This is a genomic window from Streptomyces sp. NPDC091292 (assembly GCF_044757265.1).
GTDB lineage: Bacteria > Actinomycetota > Actinomycetes > Streptomycetales > Streptomycetaceae > Streptomyces.
This window is the reverse complement of the sequence record NZ_JBIVUQ010000016.1, coordinates 148730-165696: the sequence shown is the minus strand read 5'-3', so window position 1 is coordinate 165696 and position 16967 is coordinate 148730. Positions and strand designations below refer to the sequence as shown.

Sequence of the window (16967 nt, the reverse complement as noted above, 5' to 3'; positions counted from 1 at the left end):
CACACCATCAGCCGAGGTCACGAGGCTTCCGGCCGGCGAGGTAGCGGCCGGCGCGATACCCCATCGTCACGCTGGAACCGATGCAGGCGCCCCCGCCGGGATACGTCGCGCCCAGGACCGCGGCGGACGTATTACCCACCGCGTAGAGTCCGTCGATCACCGGGACACGGTTGCCCAGGACACGCGCGTCGGCGTCGATCCGGCAGCCGCCATTGGTGCCGAGCGTCCCCGGCCACTGCTGGATCGCCCCGTACGGCGGCCCCACCACGGGCTTGATGGTTACGGTGTCGGGCCCGGTGAGGACGTGGGTCTGGAGCGGATCGGCCCAGTCCGGGTCCTCGCCCGTCTCGGCGTACTCGTTGTAGCGGTCCACCGTTTCCTGGAGCGCGGAAGGTTCGATGCCGAGTTTCCCGGCCAGCTCGCCGAGGGAGTCGGCCACCGCCAGCCAGTCCGGCGCCGGCCGGCCATCCGGACCGGTCAGGCTCATCTCGATTCCGGGTTTGGCACCCATGATTCCCTCCGCGAGGTGCTGGGCACCGAAAATCACCCAGGCCGGAGGCTTGTTCGCGAATCCGGGAAGTCGCTGGTCGTAGAAGCCGAAAGGGTGGGAGAAGTCGTTGTAGGTGTAGCCGCCGTGCATGAAGCGGCGGCCGGATTTGTTGACGATGATCGAGCCGGCGCCAAGGCCCATGATCATCTGCGGCAGCGGATTCCCGTCCCGGCCCTTCTCCCACGGGTCGTACACGACGCCGTAGGAGAAGAAGGTGGTCATCGAGCCCAGCTTGGCCCCGGCCTCCATCGCCATCAGGTGACCGTCACCGGTGTTCGACCACGGGGTCATGGGCTTGACCTCGTACCCGATGAAGGTTTTGACCATCTCCGGATTCCACTCGAAACCGCCGCAGGCCAGGACGACCCCCCGGCGCGCGCCGATCCGGCGCCGACCGCCGTCGCTGTCGCCGACGACCACGCCCACCACCGCCGAATCGTCGTCAGTGACCAGGTGGAGCGCCGGGGTACGTGTCCGCACTTCGACACCTCGATCCACCAGCGCCTTCAGCAGTGGGGCGATCAGACCACCGCCCTTGGCCCGCCAGCCCTCGCGCCGCCGCCTCGCCAACTCCTCCGGGCCGACCTCGCCGCGCCGCATCTCCGGGAAACTGACCTCGGCAGGCGGCACCCAGGGACCCCGGTTGATCAGCTCCGCCAACTCGCCCAGTTCGGCGCCGGCCGGATAGGGCTTGACCGACACCGACCGCGGAAAGTGCCGCACACCGGGAATCCGGTCCCCGATCACGGAGTAGTAGTCGTCCAGCGACAGATGCGGCTCGCATGCGTACCCGGTATGGGTCTCCAGGTAGTCCAGTGCCACCGGGGCGGTGTCGACGTAGACCTCGACCAGCGACGGATCGGCCTCCCGCCCGTCGGAGAGGCGATGGATGTACGCGATCGCGTCCTCACGGGAGTCCCTGTCCGCGATGTGGCGGTTGTTCGGGATCCACATGTCCCCGCCGGAGACCGCGGTGGTACCGCCGATGTACTCGTCCTTCTCCACGACCACGACACTCGCGCCGCCGTCCCGCGCGAGCAACGCCGAGGTGAGCGCTCCGCCCCCGCTCCCCACCACCACGACGTCGAAGATCTCGTCCCATTGCTGAACTTGGCTTCCAGGCACAGCGAACTCCCCAATGCGGTCGGCAAAGTAGGTGAAAGGCAGGTCATGGCGGGGAGGTCTCCGGACGAGGTGCGGCGTCGTACTTCGTCCGGAGATCCCAGGGGCGAACGTCGGGAAGCGAGCCCCGATCAGTCGTTCCAGATGAACCGGTCCGCGACCCGGTGGTGGTTGTAGATCGTCATCTCCTGCTCCTCGCTGAGCCGGTGTCCGTCGAAGCTCGGAGAGTGCATGCCGACCGTGACTTCCTGGGCATTGGCCAGATCCTGGTTGAAGACCTCACCAAGGTCGGCGTCGCGCCAGTTCTCGAAGTACTCCGGCTGGAACTGACGCTTCTTGTCGTAGTCGGCCATCGGGATCAGGTCCAGGCTGCCGATCTCGAAGAGACAACTGTCCGGGTCGAAGCCGTGGGGACGGGCCCGGTACATGAACATCGAGCCCTGGTTGGGCAGCAGGATGGTGTTCGGGAACACGTTCCACGCGGTGCCGGCCTCCGCCCACTGCTCGGGGGTGATCTCCCTCCAGTCGTAGCCCTCCGCGAGCGACAGGTTCTTGTACAGCTCAAGGAAGTACTGACCGGCGCTCATGCCCTCCGGAACCTCCGCGGTCTTGAGCGCCTCGGCCGCACGCCGGCTCCGCTCGTTCTCCAGGCCACGCATGTCGTCGGCGATGTACTGCACGCTCAGTGCCACCGCTAGGCGCTCGTCGGTGACGCTGTCGGTGCCCCGCTGGGCCGGGTCCTTACCGGCGCCGTCGCTGATGGTCTCCTTCTTGCGCCCCACGGACGCGTAGTACGCGTGCCGTTCATAGGCCGTCGTCGGCGCCCACACCCGGCTCTCCAGCTCCTGCATCGAGGCGATGTTCGTGTTCGACTTGTCGAACCGGTGCAGTTGCGGGTGTGTCCCGAGAACGTGGTACGCCTCAAGGAATCCGTCGAGCGCGGTCTTCCAGTTACAGGGCAGGATCACGCCCTTCAGCCACCGATACCGCATGTTCTCCATCTGGAACGGCTCGAAGATCCTCGGAATCGGGTCGAGGTAATCCAGCAGCGGCGCGGCGTCGGGATCCATGTTGATGAAGACGAATCCGCCCCAAGTCTCCGCCCGCACACCGACCAGGCCCAGATCGTCGTCCGACCTCGGCACGAACTCCTCGCGGTCGAGCACCAGCCGGATCGAGCCGTCGAGGTTCCACCGCCAGCCGTGGAACGGGCAGATGAGCGAGCCCACCCTGCCCCGGCCGCGGGCCAGGCGAGTGCCACGGTGCCGGCAGGCGTTGTGGTACGCGCGGACCGACGCCCGGGACTCCCGCACGATCAGGATCGAGTACGAGCCGATCTCGTACTCGACGAAGTTGCCGACGCCCGGAAGCTCCTCCAGACGACAGGCCATGAGCCAGGTCCGCCTGAACATCTTGTCGAGTTCGAGCCGTAGGAAATCGGGATCGAGATAGCGCGCCTTTGGTACGAAAGCGCGGTCGAGCCTGTACTTCTCGGGGACCAGTTCGGCGGGAACATCCCCCTGGAACCAGGGTGTTTTGCCACGTAGCCTGGGTTCAAGCACCACAGACACCGAAAATCACTCCTCCACCATTCGTTCTTCTGCGAACGTGCTTCAGCCCGCGTCCGGGCCGGCTATCTCCGCCCCGTCCAGGCGCCGCACCACATGGATGCAATTGCCGGGGCACTCGTCGGCGGCGTCGATCACGTCGAGGCGCAACCGGTTCGAGACATCGGCCTGGGCCCCCTCCGCCATCAGCAAATCCCCCTCGTTTCCTTCCTTCACATAGGCCAGCCCGTCGCCGCCGAATTCGAAGACGTCGGGCGCCACCTGCACACACAAGCCGTCACCGGTGCAGAGTTTCTGATCGATCCACACCCGTACTTCTTCCGCGTCACTCATCGACCTTGCCCCTCGCCCTTCGGAATTGCACGGCTGTCAGTGTCAGCAAAGACTTTTCCCCGGGCGGTCCGGGACGTCCACCGGGTATTCCACTAAACGGAACCAACCGTCCACGGCCACGGCCACTGCGGTGAGGTGGATTTCCCGCTGGGTGGGGGCAGTTCAGCCCTGGCTCGCGTTCGACGCCGCTTCGAGGTACGCGAATGGCGACGTGCCCTCGCCCGAGTACTCCATGATCTCGACGAAGTGGCCCAGCTCAGCCCTGAGGTCGACGTAGCCGAAGCGAATGGGGCCACTGCGCCCGTACTGTGCCCAGGACTTGCCGGCACCCACGACAAGCGCCGATGCCTCGTCGAAGTCCTCTACGCGAAAGGCCACGTGATGCAGCGTCGCCGGCGTTTCGGGCCGGACGCCGCGACGGTAGAGGGCGACCGCTCCCTCGACCGGGCGGATGATTTCGATGTTGGTCGCTCCCGCGTTGACGAGGGCCACGTCGATGACCCATTCGTCGGCCGGGACACCGTCCACCACCACGAAATCGGACGACCCCGGTTCACCGTCGGCCGGGGGGCGCCCGCCGCCCAGTGACGACTTGTAGTGCCTGACGCACTCCACGGTCCCCAAGCTCGACTCCAGGTACGACGCCGCGGCGTCGATGTCGTCGGTCACGTACCCGAGTTGGATGAAATCGCGGAAGAGGTCGCTGAATGATCGCATCTCGTGATCCTTTTCCCGGCGGCGGCGCCGCACGTCATTTGCTGTTCGTCACCACGACGGATCGCAACAACTCTCCCGTCCGGCGCCAGCGAGTTCCACCGGGCGTCCCGCCAGGTGGAATCCAGGGAGGAATTCGGGGGAGACCGTGTCAGGATGCCGAGGTGACCACATCGAAAAGCGTCGCCTTGGACAAAGAGACGATCGCGCACCGGCTCATCACGATGCGAAAGTCGATAGGGCAACTGGAATCGGCCGGACGACTCAGTGTCGCGCGCCTGGAGGAGAACCCGGCGACCGGGGCAGCAGTCGAACGGTTGCTGGCGGTCCTTGACGACCTGGCGTTCGCGATCAACCGGCATGTCGCGGCGGTGATTCTGGGGCAGGTGCCGCAGACCTCCGCCGCTTCGTTCTGCGCGGCCCGAGAGGCGGGACTGATCGACCAGCGGCTCGCGACCGCGCTTGTGCCGGAAGAAGGCCCGTACCACGTTCTCGTACAACTTCACCTGGACAGCGAGCCGGAGGCGATCGAAGCGATAGCGTCCGACGCGATTTACGGGTACCGCGAATATGCGCGGCAGGTCGCCGAGTGGGCGGGCTCACGTTCGTAGCCGACACGCAGAAGGAAGGGTTCCCCCCTGCCGGTCGACCGGTGACGGGAGGGGGGAACCCTTCCTTGCTCGCTCCTGATCAGGCCGGCGGAGGGGTGAACTTGTGCCCCCAGAAGGCACCTTCGGTGATCTCATAGGTCGGCTGTTCGCCTTCGACACGGAGGCCGTCGAAGCCGAACTCGATCGCGTACCGCTCCGGCGAGTACACATAGAACGAGACCATGTGGTCGTTCGTGTGCTTGCCGAGCGTGTTCATCAGCGGGACGCCCAGCTTCTCGGCCCGGTCCAGCGCGAGCCCGACGTCATCCAGACCGGCCGCTTCGAACATGAGGTGGATCAGCCGACCCGGTCCGGGTGCCGACGTCACACCGAGGGTGTGGTGACGGTCGTTGGAGCTGAGGAACCACACCGTGCGATCACGGCCACCCATCGTGTTGCGCTCGTAGAAGCCGAGCACATCGGTGTAGAACTCCTTCAGCGCCCGGCCGTTCTCGCCGGTGACGATGGCGTGGCCCATGCCCATGTCGCCGGTCACGAACGCGCTCACGGTGGGCAGCCGGACCGGCACGTGGTCCAGGATCGGTCCGTAGAACAGCTCGATCGGGTTGCCACCAGGATCGTCGAAGCGGACGAAGCCGGTGACCCGCCGCTCGTCGCTCTCCGCGTCCGACCCCTCCACCACCTTGATGCCGGTGCTCGCCACCTCGCCCGCGATCCGGCGCATGTCGCGCTCGTTCAGGACCTCCAGACCCAGTGCGGTCATCTTGCTCTCGGAGCCCCTGGAGACGACCATCCTGGCCGGATAGTCGTCCATCCGGTACCGCAGCGACTCGTCTTCCTCACCGGCCACCGGCATCAGGCCCAGGAAGTCACCCGCGAATGTCTTCCACGCTTCGAGGTCGGTCGAGTCCAGCCGCACATAGCCGAGCGAATGAATGGGCATTCATGAAATCCTCTCAGTAACAAGGAACTGATCAACGCGAACTGACCGTGATCTCATCGGCGGACCCAGTGCGAGTCGTCATGCCACGTGGTTTCGACCAGCGACATGGGCTCGTCCCAGCACTCCGTGTACGTCGCTCCTCGGAGACCCGCGGTAAGGACGTAGGGCGTGCCGGCATCCGCGGTGAAGAATCCGCCGGCACCCACGCGATCGGTCCGTTTGCCGTCCTCGGTCTCGACCGTGATCTCCCCGTCGACGACGATGAGGAGCTGGGGCAGATTGTGGTGTCGTTTGGGCAGGGTGAAGCCGGGCCGTATACGCCGTCCCCGCCATTTGAAGGCGGGTTCGATCCGCGCCGAAGCCCACATCGCCCCGTCGAAGGTCCTGGCGATGTCGACCGGCGCGGCCTCGAACTTGCCGCCGTCGTTCCAGTAGAAGCTCGGATCAGCCTGGTCGAAGTGGAGTGTTTCCCACCCGTCGTCATCGGTGAGATCGGTGAGATCCGTGAAGAATATAGGCACGAGCACAGGATTCGCCGTCCGCTCGACCACGGGCAACACGCGATCCCGCTGGGCGGAACGGTGCCGGATCGAACGAGGGTGTTCCATTCACCGGGATGATGCGGCGACAGATCCCAGAAGGCTCGCAATACCCTTCCTGCATGTCAATTTCCCTGGACAGCCTGGTGGACGCCGACGGGTGGATCCCGATGCCGTTGGACCAGCAGAACAATCCGTCATATCTGTGGGAGGACGGCCGGCCACTTTCCGACGCACCGGTGGACTTCGCGGCGACGTTCGGCGAGTCGATGTGGGTCACCACCAAACCCATCGATCTTCCCGTCTTCAACCGCAATCCCCTGCGGGTCGTGCCGGGATTCATGGTTCCGCGGCACAGTCACAACATCGACGAGACCGTACTCATCCTCAAAGGCGAATACCTCATAGAATTCGGCGGACCGGAGAAGCCGGAGAGCGTGCGCGTCGGGGCAGGCAGCTTCTTCACCAGCCGGGCAGGCACGCCCTACACGATGACGGCGGGCCCCGAGGGCGTCACCTACATCGAGACGTGGGGTGTGCCGGTCAGCAAGCTCAAGACCTTCTGGTGCGACTACGGCTGGGTCCACCGCTGAGGCCCTGAGGTGGCGGTGGGTGAGAACTCGGATCCACGGACCGTGCGTCGCTGACGGGCGGGGACACCATGACGGCGTCGATACGGCACGCCATGTACTGGGCCACCTCTTGGGCGAAGACGTCCAGAGGTGGCTCCCGCGTAGATGGCGGTCCTGCGGATCCCCGCGAAGTCCCGGCCGAGGCGGTCGCAGTGACGTCGGATTACGTCCAGTTCGAGCGCGGCCTCGGTGTGGGTGAAGGTGATGAGGTCGCAGGCGTCGGGCGTACTGAGCGACCAGCTTCAGCGTCTTCTTCCGGCGGCCCCGATCGCCGCCGGCTCCGGCCCCAGGGCACCGGGCCCCTTCGAGCCGTCGAACCCGACGATGTTCACCCCCAGTCGCACGTCAGCGCCTCCCGTCTCGGCGGTCGCGTCGTCACCGGCGACGGGCAGGCCGCTGCGGTCGGGCGCGTCGGCGGGTTCGGCCGAGTTGAACAGCCTCCCGAAGTCGATGTTGTTGAATGCCTCGACCACCTGCGAGTCGGCCAGGTGCCGCTGCACCAGTTCGCTGGACGTCAGTCCGTCGCCCGCCTCAGTTCGGCGAGGTGGCCGAAGCGGTCCGGGTAGTAGTTCATCGTGACGATGACGGTCTTGTCGGCGAGGGCGGCGGCTGCCCCGCACTGCCTGAACACCTCCCTCGGCCCCTGGACCGCGTCGGACGGCGAACTCGACCTCGTGGCGCTGTGGGGCGAAGCCTTCGCCGCACTTTCTCCGCGCTGAGTTGCGGAGGTGGCTCTGGCGGGCCGGTCGCCGGAGCATCTGTGGCAGTTCGCCACGTACTTCCCTTGCCTGTTCAACGGCTTCGTTGCCCTTGTACGTGCCCTTCTTCGGGTCGCCCGCAGGCCGCGGCTCGGATCCCGTACCCGCCCGAGGCCGGACCGGTACGGGATCCGCCGTATCAGGCGTCGGAGGCCAGAACCGCGGGGCGCGCCTCGGTGGCCGTGCTCGCGCCCGGTCGGATGAGCAGCGCGAGGACGAGTGCCGCGAGGCAGCAGACCCCGATGAGTACGAACACCTGCATGTACGCGCCGCGGGTGCTGAAGTGTGTGCCGGACACCACGGACAGGCTGAGGAACAGCGTCGCAAGCGACGTACCCACACCTGAGAAGGCCGTGCGGACGACCACATTGAGGCCCGTGGCCTCGCTGGTGTGGGCCGCGGGGATGACCTCCATGATCAGGTTCGGGAGCGAGGACAGCATGAACGAAGTCGCGACCGTCAGGAACACCGTGGAGATGATCAGGCCCAGGAGGGTCGAGTGGAGCAGCGCGAGCGTGACCGCGTTGATCACACCGAAGACGCTCCCGATGACCAGGACCTGACGGGCGCCCGCACGCGCGGAGATCCGGCCGCTGACCGGCGAGAGCAGGAAGCCGAAGATGGCGATGCAGAACGAGACCCACCCCGCGTCGGTCGCGCTCAGGCCGAGTCCGACGGGTGCGCTGGTCGGGGTCTGCATGATGATCTGGAGGAGGAAGCCCGTGGCGCCCATGGGACCGATCGCGAGCACGGCGGTCGCCAGCATCGTCAGGGTGAGCTTCCGGTCGGAGAACAGCCGAAGGTTGATCATCGGGTGGTCGGCGCGCAGCTCACGCCAGGCCCAGAACGCCAGCAGCAGAAGGCCGGTGACGATCGTGCCGACGGTGCGTCCGTCGCTCCAGCTCCAGGTCCGGGACTGGTTGACACCGAACAGCACCAGGCCGATCGCCGGGGCGAACAACACGCTGCCGTACCAATTGACGCGCCGCACCGCGGCGACGGCGGTCGACCGGGGAAGCAGCGCGCACCCTGCCGCGGCGATCAGGGCTACAGCGGCGGCGACGATGAAGATGTAGTGCCAGTCCAGCGAGTCGATGAGCGCGCCGGAGATGATGTTGCCCGCCGCGCCGGCGAGCATGGCCGCGCCCGCGATCATGGCTGCCGCCACCGGCACATGTTTCTGGGGGAGGACTTCACGGACGACCCCGAAACACAAGGGGAGGATGCCGCCGGACACGCCCTGGATCGCCCGGCCGATGATGACGCCGATGAGCGTGCCCGTCGAAACGCTGACGATCGACCCGACGGCTGAGATCAACAGCAGAACGATGATCACGTTACGGCGGCCGTAGAGGTCGCCGAGCCGGCCACAGACGGCCGCGGACGCGGCGGCGACCAGCAGGAACGCCGTCAGTACCCAACTGGCGTCGGCGGGGGTGGTGTGGAATGCCTCGATGATTCGGGGAAGAGCGTTGAACATCATCGTCGACTCGAAGGCGCTGACGATGTCCGCGAAAACCAGGATCCCGATGAGGACCGGGATGCGGCGTCCCGGACGGACGCTGCCGCTTATTTCTTGAGAAGATGACATCTTTGTCTCTCTCGGTAGGCGTGTTCGACAGTGGTCGCCTTGCTCGGGATCGGATCGTGGCAGTAAGTAGACCGACCGGTCAATACTCGCGTATGTACTTTGCTCGACGGCCGGGATCGACTGGGATTTCCTGCGTGAGACCAGGCGTATTGCTTGCCGTCAGGGTGCTTGTACCGATCGGTCGAAATGTGGTTCCATCGAGGGAGACGACGAGAGGAGAGAGTCGACCATGACCGAGAGGGTGGCCGGCACCGATCCGGCCGCATCGATCCCGGAGTACCCGTCGCCCCGATCGGCCAAGTGCCCGTTCGCGCCACCGCCGGGACTGCTGGAGCTGCACGACACGGGGAAGGCCGTCGTACGTGCCAGGACATGGGACGGCAGCACCCCGTGGGTCGTCATGACCCATGCCGCGCAGCGGCAGATCCTCGCCGACCCACGGGTGAGTGCCGACATCGGCGCACGGGGATACCCGCACACGACGGAGGCCATGAAGGCGCACGCCGCGGAGATACAGCCGTCGGTCAACAACACGGACGGTGCCGAACACGCCAGGTGGCGCCGGATGCTGACGAGTTCGTTCACCCGGCACCGGATGGAGAAGCTCCGCCCGGTGATCCAGCAGATCACCGACGACCTCATCGACACGATGCTCGCGGGCCCCAACCCGACAGAGCTGAACGAGGCCCTGTCCCTGCCACTGCCTTCGCTGATGATCTGCGAGCTGCTCGGGGTGCCGTACGAGGACCACGCGTTCTTCCAGGAGCACGCCGGAGTCACCAACGCGCGCTTCAAGACCCCCGCGGAGGCGGCCGAAACGACGAAGGCGCTGCGCCGCTACATCTCGGAGCTGATCGTGGCCAAGATGGACGATCCCGCCGAGGACGTCCTCTCCGACCTGGGCGCACACGTCAAGGACGGGGTGCTCACCCTGGAAGAGGCCGCGCCCCTGGGACACATCCTGCTCGTCGCAGGCCATGACACCAGCGCCAACATGATCACGCTGGGCACCGCGCTGCTGCTGGAGAATCCCGGCCAACTGGCGGCCCTGCGCGAGAATTCCGACGACCCGAAGTTCGTGGCGAATGCCGTCGAGGAACTGTTGCGCTACCTCACCATTCCGCACCTTCTGGCGCGGCGGGCGGTGGTCGAGGACATCGAGATCGACGGCGAGACCATCCGAGCGGGAGAGGGCGTCATCGCGGCTCTTCCGGCGGCCAATTGGGACCCCCTGGCGTTTCCCGATCCCGAGAAGGTCGATCTCGCCCGCAAGGCGTCGCACCATCTCGCGTTCAGCTGGGGTCCGCACCAGTGCATCGGGCAACAGTTGGCCCGTATCGAACTCCATGTCGTCTTCAGCACGTTGTTCCGCCGGGTGCCGACCCTGCGACTCGCCGTCGATTCCTCGGAGCTGAAATTCAAGGAGGACTCACAGGCGTACGGAATCTACGAACTGCCCGTCACCTGGTAGCGGCCGGTCCGACGGCGACGAGGGGCGGGCGGGGCGCCGATGCGTCCCGCCCGCCCCTCGCTGTGACCCCGGACTCCCCGGACCGGCCTCGTCAGGGCTGCACGCTCTCGGCGAATCGGTGCTTCAGGAACGTGCCGGACCAGGCCATCAGGTCGGACGGCACGTAGTAGCCCTTCTCGTCGTTGATCGCGTCCCAGTGGCCGGCGACATCTTCGATCGTCGCCGGTCCCTCCTGGTGGTGGTATCCCTCGGTCGAGGCGATGAAGAGCCGCGCGAAGCGACCGTCCCCGGCCGTGTAGATCTCTCCGTTGACCGGGCAGCTCTCATGGGCGAGGTACGCGACCATCGGCGACACCGCGTCCGACGGCATGAACCCCTGAGCGGCTCCCTGTGGTGTGCTGTCGCCCAGCGGGTCGCCGCCCGCCATCCGGGTGTGTGCCGCCGGCGCGATGAGATTGACCTTGATCCCATGCGGTTCGCCCGCGAGCTTCGCGCTGCGCGCCAGCCCGATCACGCCCGCCTTCGCCGCGGCGTACGACAGGTTGTTGTCGATGCCGAACAAGCCGCTGGAGGTTGTCAGGACGACCCGGCCGTAGCCCTGCTCGACGAAGTGCGGCCACGCGGCACGGGTCGTGTTGAAGGAGCCGACGAGATGAACCGCCAGATGGCGTTCGAGGTTCTCCAGATCGACGTCCGGCAGGCCGGCCCATCTGATGATGCCGGCGTTGTTGACGACGATATCGATGCGCCCGAAGTGCGCGAGCGCCGATGCCACCATCGCCTCGCCGCCCTCCTGCGTCGACACATCACTGGTGTCGGCCACGGCGTCACCGCCGGCCGAGACGATCTCCTCCACGACGGACCGCGCGGGCCCGGCGTCGGCGCCCTCGCCCTCCATCGATCCGCCGAGGTCGTTGACGACGAGCTTCGCTCCTCGCTCCGCCAGGAGTCGGGCATGCGCCCGGCCGATGCCGCGGCCGGCGCCCGTGACGACCGCGACCCGCCCCTCGAAGCTGAACTCGCTCATGTGTGACTCCTCTTGTCCGGCGCTGGTGCTCTGGTGCTCGGGTGCTCTCGTGCTCTGGTGCGGCGCTTGTGCCGTTCTTCCTGCTGCTGGTGGCCGTCGGCCCGCGCTGACATCGCGCGCCGTCACTCCTCGATACGGATCGCCAGTGCCGGGCACACGGCCGCCGCGTTGCGGACGTCGTCGGCCAGACCCGGCGGCGGGTTCTCGTCCAGGAGGACGACGATGCCGTCCTCGTCACGCTGGTCGAAGACTTCGGCGGCGGCGGCCACACACTGTCCGGCCGCGACACACCTGTCCTCGTCGACGCCAACCTTCATGGGAAGTCTCCTGATCGTTCAACGGAGGGAGGGGATCACTGGATGGGAGGGGATCACTGGAGGGGAGCGGGTCACTGTGGGGAGTGGAGGGAAGCCGGGGCGGTGCCGGCCAGTGCGTCGACGACGTCCTGACGGCGCAACCGGGTCTGCTTCGGCATGTTCCAGCCGAGGACACCCGTGACCCTGCCGCCGCTGCGGTAGAGGGCCACGAAGCGCCGGGCCGCCAGATCGCCCTCGACGACCTCCACGTCCGCGTCGGTGGGAAGGAAGCCGTGCACCTGGAGCTTCGCGTCGAACTGGTCGGTCCAGAAGTACGGCACCGGTACGTACAGCCGGTCCTCACCGCAGATCACACCGGCGACCGCGGCGGCCTGTTCGGTGGCGTTCGTGCGGTTCTCCAGACGGACCAGGCGATCGAGCCGTTCATGCCGCCAGCGGGCCACGTCACCCACCGCGTAGATCCCCTCCGCCGCCCGGCACCGGGCGTCGCACACCACGCCGTTGTCGAGCCGGAGGCCGCTGTCGGCCAGCCACTCCGTCGCCGGGGTCGCACCGATCGCCACGACCACGACATCCGCGGGCAGCACCTCTCCCGAGCCCAGCCGTACGCCCGCGACCCGCCCTCCGGCCTGACCGGTCAGGCCCACGACGCCCTCGCCCAGCCGGAGCCGCACCCCGCGCTCACGGTGCAGGTCCGCGAGCAGTTGCGACACCAGCGGGCCGACCTGGAGCGCCATCGGTGCCGCCAGAGGGCCTGCCAGGGTCACCTCCACACCCAGTGTCCGCGCGGTCGCCGCGATCTCGGAACCGAGCACACCTTCGCCCACGACCACCAGCCGGGAGCATCCCAACAGGTCACGGCGGAGCGTCAGCGCGTCGTCGAGCGTGCGCAGGACATGCACCCCTGACAGGCCACCCTCCGGCGCCGGCAGGACCCGCGCCCGCATCCCCGTCGCGATGACGACGGAGTCCGCCCGCAGGACCCGCCCCGATTCCGTACGCACGGTTCGCGCGGCCGGATCGAGCGCGACCGCCGGATCACCCAGAAGGAACTCGGCGTCCAGGGCCGCCAGGACGTCCTGGGTCCGCAGCGCGGCGCGGGATGCCTCCCACGCGCCGGAGAGGATCTGCTTGGACAGCGGTGGACGGTCGTAGGGTGCGTGCGGCTCGTCACCGAGCACCGTGATCCGGCCCGCGTATCCCTTGCGCCGCAGTGCCTCCGCGGTGGCGAGGCCGGATGCCGACGCGCCGACGACCAGCACGCGCGTCCGTGCCGTCCCGGGGACGTCCCGCGTCGCACTCGCCGCCGCCCTGGTGTCGTTCTCGGTTCTCATAGGTGTCTCCGTTGCGGCGTCGGTGCCAGATCGGTGCTAGATCGGTGCGCGGAACGATGGCGCGGTTCACGTCAGATAGCGCCCGCCGTTGGTGCTGAGCGACTGGCCGGTCACGTATCCGGCCTCGTCGGACGCGAGATACGCCACCGCGTGGGCGACGTCCTCCGGTCTGCCCGCCCGCTTCATCGGCATGGTGGCCGCAGCGGCCTCCACGTCCACGGGGCCCTCCCGCACCAGGGGAGTGTCGATGAAGCCGGGTGGTACGTGGTTGACGGTGATGCCCTTGTCCGCGTACTCGATCGCCAGCGCCCTGGTGAGACCGATGACACCGCCCTTGGATGCCGCGTAGTGGGCCATGGAGGGCGCTCCGGTCTGCGCCGACGACGAGGAGATGTTGACGATCCGTCCCCATCCCGCGTGCAGCATGTCGGGCACCAGCTCCCTGGTGACCAGAAAGGGCCCCTTGAGGTTGATTCCGATCATGCGGTCCCACGACGTCTCGGTGATGCTCGTGAACTCCTGGTAGGCCGTGGTTCCGGCGTTGTTGACGAGGACGGCGACAGGCCCGAGTTCGTCTCGGGTCCGTGCCGCCGCCGTGGCCACCGTGGCGGCGTCCGCCGCGTCGCCGCCCACGGCGATCGCCGAACCGCCGGCCTCCTGGATCATGGCGACGGTCTTCTCGGCTCCCGCGAGATTCAGATCCCAGACGGACACGGCCGCGCCGCGGGCCGCGAGCACGGTCGCGACCGCCCGTCCGATCCCTCGGGCGCCGCCGGTGACGACGGCGACCCTTCCCTGAAGTGACATGTTCGCTCCTTGTCTGCTGGTGCCGGTCCGCGCCGACGGTCCGCTGCCGCCCCGCGCCCGGAGTGGGCCCACCGCCGCGCCCCGATCGACTACTCGCCCAGCGCCTCGCGCGCCGCCGTGCGGGCCGCCGTCGCGGCCGGAAAGCCGGCGTAGCCGCCGGCGTGGTAGACGACCTCGGCGATCTCGTCCCTGGTCAGCCCGTTCGTCAGCGCGATACGGACATGGGTCCTCAGTTCCGCCTCGGCGCCGAGGGCGATCAGGATGCCCAGGGTGACGAGGCTGCGATCACGGCCACTGAGTCCTTCGCGGGCCCAGAGCGAGCCCCAGACGCTGGTCAGGCCGATCTCCACGAGTTCGTCGCCGAAGAGCCCGTCGCGCAGGTCGAGGTCGCCCTCGGGGAAGACACCGGGCAGTGCCGCACGCATGGCCCGCACGCCCGCGTCGCGCAGCTCCCCGTGAGTCGCCGATCCGCTGGGAGGCGGAGCGGAGGGTGTTCCTTCGACCTCGCTACCTCCGGCCCCGCCACCTTCGGCCTCGCTCTCGGCGGATCCCCGCCGACCAGCCTCATTCGATCCCATGCGCGACTCCCGATGACGTGCTCACCTGCGGTACGGGGAAAGTTAAATCAAACGGTCGGTACAATCAATGGTATCGGCGGGACCAGTCGTTCGCGACCTCGCGGGGGAGCCGGAATGGCGGGGCTCGGGGGTGATGGCCGGGGCGGCGACGGCGGTGGCCGGGTCGCCTTGGATCGCCCCTGATTCCCGCGTCCACCTTCGCCGCGCACTCCCTTGTCGCGTCGCCGCCATTGATCGGCCCTCGCCCCTCATCTACTCTCGATTGAATATTAGAGCGACCGGTCGGTCTATGAATCGGGCTCGCCCGAACTGTGGCGGCCACTGCACGTGGGAGGACGGATGAGCGAATCGACCAAGGCGCCCGGCGCGGGCGAGGTGCGCGCCGCGGGGACGCGTAGGCCGGGCACGAACCCCGAGGACGAGGTCGACGTGCTGGTGGTCGGCGCGGGTGTCACGGGCATCTACCAACTGCACCGGGCCCGCGAGGCCGGCTTCTCGGCGAGGCTGTGGGAGGCCGGCACCGGCGTGGGTGGCACGTGGTACTGGAACCGCTACCCCGAGGCGCGCTTCGACTCGGAGAGCTACACCTACGGCTACCTGTTCTCCAAGGAGCTGTGGGAGGAGTGGGAGTGGTCCGAGCAGTTCGCGGGACAGCCCGAGATCGAGCGCTACTTCAACCACGTGGTCGACCGGTTCGACCTCCGGCGCGACATCCGGTTCGGAACCAAGGTGACCTCCGCCGTCTACGACGAGCTGTCCGGGACGTGGACCGTGCGGGGGAGTGACGGTACGGAGGTCCGGGCGCGCTTCCTCGTCGCGGCGACCGGCATTCTGTCGGTGCCGTTCATCCCCGGTATCCCGGGACGCGACACGTTCCGCGGCGACCAGCACCACACCGGACGCTGGCCGAAGGTGCCGGTCGACTTCACCGGCAAGCGGGTCGCCCAGATCGGCACCGGATCCAGCGGCGTGCAGATCGTCCCGGCGATCGCGGACCAGGTGGCCCAGTTGACGGTCTATCAGAAGGTTGCCGACTGGCTCACACCGCTCAACAACGCACCCATCAGCCCCGAGCAGCAGGCGGAGCTGAAGGCCGACTTCGAGTCGATCCGCCACACGCTGAACACCTCGCCGAGCGGGTTCCTCCACACCATCGCCATGCGCTCCGGCCTGGACGACACCCCGGAGCAGCGCCAGGAGTTCTACGAGGAGAGGTGGAACGGCCCCGGCTTCACCAAGCTGTCCGAGCACTACATGGACATGACCACGAACCCCACCGTGAACGCGGAGTGGTGCGAGTTCATCGCCCGGAAGATCCGCGACATCGTCAAGGACCCGGAGACGGCGGAGAAGCTGATCCCCAAGGACCACGGCTACGGCGGACGCCGGCCCCCGTTCGGGACCGGCTACTACGAGGCGTACAACAAGCCGAACGTGTCTCTCGTCGACATCAACACCACGCCCATCACACGCATCACCGAGACGGGTATCGAAACGGCCGACGGTGTCGAGGAGTTCGACATCATCATCTGGGCGACCGGCTACGACTTCGGTACCGGCGCGCTCAACCGGCTCGGCGTGCGCGGCCGTTCGGGGCTCCCCCTGGAGGAGTACTGGGCGGACGGGCCACGCACCTACCTCGGGGTCGTGACGGCCGGGTTCCCGAACTTCTTCTTCCCCGGAGGCCCGCACGGCGCCCTCGGCAACAATCCCCGGTACTCCGGCGACCAGGTCGACTTCGTGACCGACGCCCTCATCCACACGCGCGACTTCGGCCATGACGTCATCGAGGTGGACCCCGCCGCCGAGGAGGAGTGGACGGCGATGATGGACGGCAGTGCGTCGCGGTCGTCCTTCCTGGAGAGCAGCTACTTCTACGGGGCCAACATCCCCGGCAAGCCGGTCAAGCAACTCCTCAACCCGACCGGGCGGATGACGCTCCAGCAGATGATCGCCGACGCCGTGGCGAACGACTACGCGGCGTTCGGCTTCACCAAGGCGGCGGACGCCTCCGCGTGACGCGCGGACGCCCGTGCCGCTGTCTCCGGCGGCACGGGCGTCCGGCCTGCTAC

At 67.5% G+C, this 16967-nt stretch carries 17 protein-coding genes; 4 read left to right on the top strand and 13 right to left on the bottom strand.

Going from position 1 to position 16967, the window contains the following annotated elements; genetic code table 11:
• Positions 1-7: 7 nt before the first annotated feature.
• From ACIQNU_RS32910 to ACIQNU_RS32895, 4 genes are all read right to left on the bottom strand, one after another.
• Positions 8-1675, bottom strand: coding sequence for an FAD-dependent oxidoreductase (locus ACIQNU_RS32910; RefSeq protein WP_401373375.1), 1668 nt, complete (start codon positions 1673-1675; stop codon positions 8-10).
• A gap of 128 nt (positions 1676-1803) precedes the next feature.
• A complete protein-coding gene (locus ACIQNU_RS32905) occupies positions 1804-3243 on the bottom strand; it encodes an SRPBCC family protein (protein WP_401373374.1) in 1440 nt (479 codons plus the stop codon).
• Positions 3244-3285: 42 nt separating this feature from the next.
• A complete protein-coding gene (locus ACIQNU_RS32900) occupies positions 3286-3573 on the bottom strand; it encodes a ferredoxin (protein ID WP_401373372.1) in 288 nt (95 codons plus the stop codon).
• 162 nt (positions 3574-3735) lie between these two features.
• A complete protein-coding gene (locus ACIQNU_RS32895) occupies positions 3736-4290 on the bottom strand; it encodes a VOC family protein (RefSeq protein ID WP_401373370.1) in 555 nt (184 codons plus the stop codon).
• A 161-nt stretch (positions 4291-4451) separates the two neighbouring features.
• Between ACIQNU_RS32895 and ACIQNU_RS32890 the strand changes: the two genes are divergently transcribed.
• Positions 4452-4898, top strand: a complete 447-nt coding sequence (locus tag ACIQNU_RS32890) for a hypothetical protein (RefSeq protein WP_401373369.1) — start codon at positions 4452-4454, stop codon at positions 4896-4898.
• A gap of 79 nt (positions 4899-4977) precedes the next feature.
• Here ACIQNU_RS32890 and ACIQNU_RS32885 read toward each other — a convergent pair whose 3' ends face one another.
• Both ACIQNU_RS32885 and ACIQNU_RS32880 read right to left on the bottom strand, forming a co-directional pair.
• Complete coding sequence (locus tag ACIQNU_RS32885; RefSeq protein ID WP_401373367.1) at positions 4978-5841, bottom strand: VOC family protein; 864 nt, start codon at positions 5839-5841, stop codon at positions 4978-4980.
• Positions 5842-5894: 53 nt separating this feature from the next.
• Complete coding sequence (locus tag ACIQNU_RS32880; RefSeq protein WP_401373366.1) at positions 5895-6362, bottom strand: hypothetical protein; 468 nt, start codon at positions 6360-6362, stop codon at positions 5895-5897.
• Positions 6363-6502: 140 nt separating this feature from the next.
• On the opposite strand from ACIQNU_RS32880, the gene ACIQNU_RS32875 reads away from it, so the two are divergent.
• Complete coding sequence (locus ACIQNU_RS32875) at positions 6503-6973, top strand: hypothetical protein (RefSeq protein WP_401373364.1); 471 nt, start codon at positions 6503-6505, stop codon at positions 6971-6973.
• Positions 6974-7254: 281 nt separating this feature from the next.
• On the opposite strand, the gene ACIQNU_RS32870 is transcribed toward ACIQNU_RS32875, so the two are convergent.
• Entirely contained in the window at positions 7255-7512 is a 258-nt protein-coding gene (locus tag ACIQNU_RS32870; protein ID WP_401373363.1) for a hypothetical protein, read from the bottom strand.
• Between the two features lie 397 nt (positions 7513-7909).
• Complete coding sequence (locus ACIQNU_RS32865) at positions 7910-9361, bottom strand: MFS transporter (protein WP_401373362.1); 1452 nt, start codon at positions 9359-9361, stop codon at positions 7910-7912.
• Positions 9362-9590: 229 nt separating this feature from the next.
• Between ACIQNU_RS32865 and ACIQNU_RS32860 the strand changes: the two genes are divergently transcribed.
• Positions 9591-10832, top strand: a complete 1242-nt coding sequence (locus tag ACIQNU_RS32860) for a cytochrome P450 (RefSeq protein ID WP_401373360.1) — start codon at positions 9591-9593, stop codon at positions 10830-10832.
• Positions 10833-10923: 91 nt separating this feature from the next.
• Here the strand turns inward: ACIQNU_RS32860 and ACIQNU_RS32855 are convergent, their stop codons facing one another.
• The 5 genes from ACIQNU_RS32855 to ACIQNU_RS32835 all read right to left on the bottom strand — a co-directional run bounded on the left by ACIQNU_RS32855 (position 10924) and on the right by ACIQNU_RS32835 (position 14895).
• Entirely contained in the window at positions 10924-11859 is a 936-nt protein-coding gene (locus ACIQNU_RS32855; protein ID WP_401373359.1) for an SDR family NAD(P)-dependent oxidoreductase, read from the bottom strand.
• A gap of 122 nt (positions 11860-11981) precedes the next feature.
• Entirely contained in the window at positions 11982-12176 is a 195-nt protein-coding gene (locus ACIQNU_RS32850; protein ID WP_401373358.1) for a ferredoxin, read from the bottom strand.
• Between the two features lie 71 nt (positions 12177-12247).
• Positions 12248-13510 carry an NAD(P)/FAD-dependent oxidoreductase gene (locus ACIQNU_RS32845; RefSeq protein ID WP_401373357.1) on the bottom strand — a complete coding sequence of 421 codons (1263 nt, stop codon included), beginning with the start codon at positions 13508-13510 and terminating at the stop codon, positions 12248-12250.
• A gap of 66 nt (positions 13511-13576) precedes the next feature.
• Positions 13577-14317, bottom strand: coding sequence for an SDR family NAD(P)-dependent oxidoreductase (locus ACIQNU_RS32840; RefSeq protein WP_401373356.1), 741 nt, complete (start codon positions 14315-14317; stop codon positions 13577-13579).
• 89 nt (positions 14318-14406) lie between these two features.
• A complete protein-coding gene (locus tag ACIQNU_RS32835) occupies positions 14407-14895 on the bottom strand; it encodes a carboxymuconolactone decarboxylase family protein (RefSeq protein ID WP_401373354.1) in 489 nt (162 codons plus the stop codon).
• Between the two features lie 339 nt (positions 14896-15234).
• Between ACIQNU_RS32835 and ACIQNU_RS32830 the strand changes: the two genes are divergently transcribed.
• Entirely contained in the window at positions 15235-16914 is a 1680-nt protein-coding gene (locus ACIQNU_RS32830) for a flavin-containing monooxygenase (RefSeq protein ID WP_401373352.1), read from the top strand.
• Positions 16915-16967 lie beyond the last annotated feature (53 nt).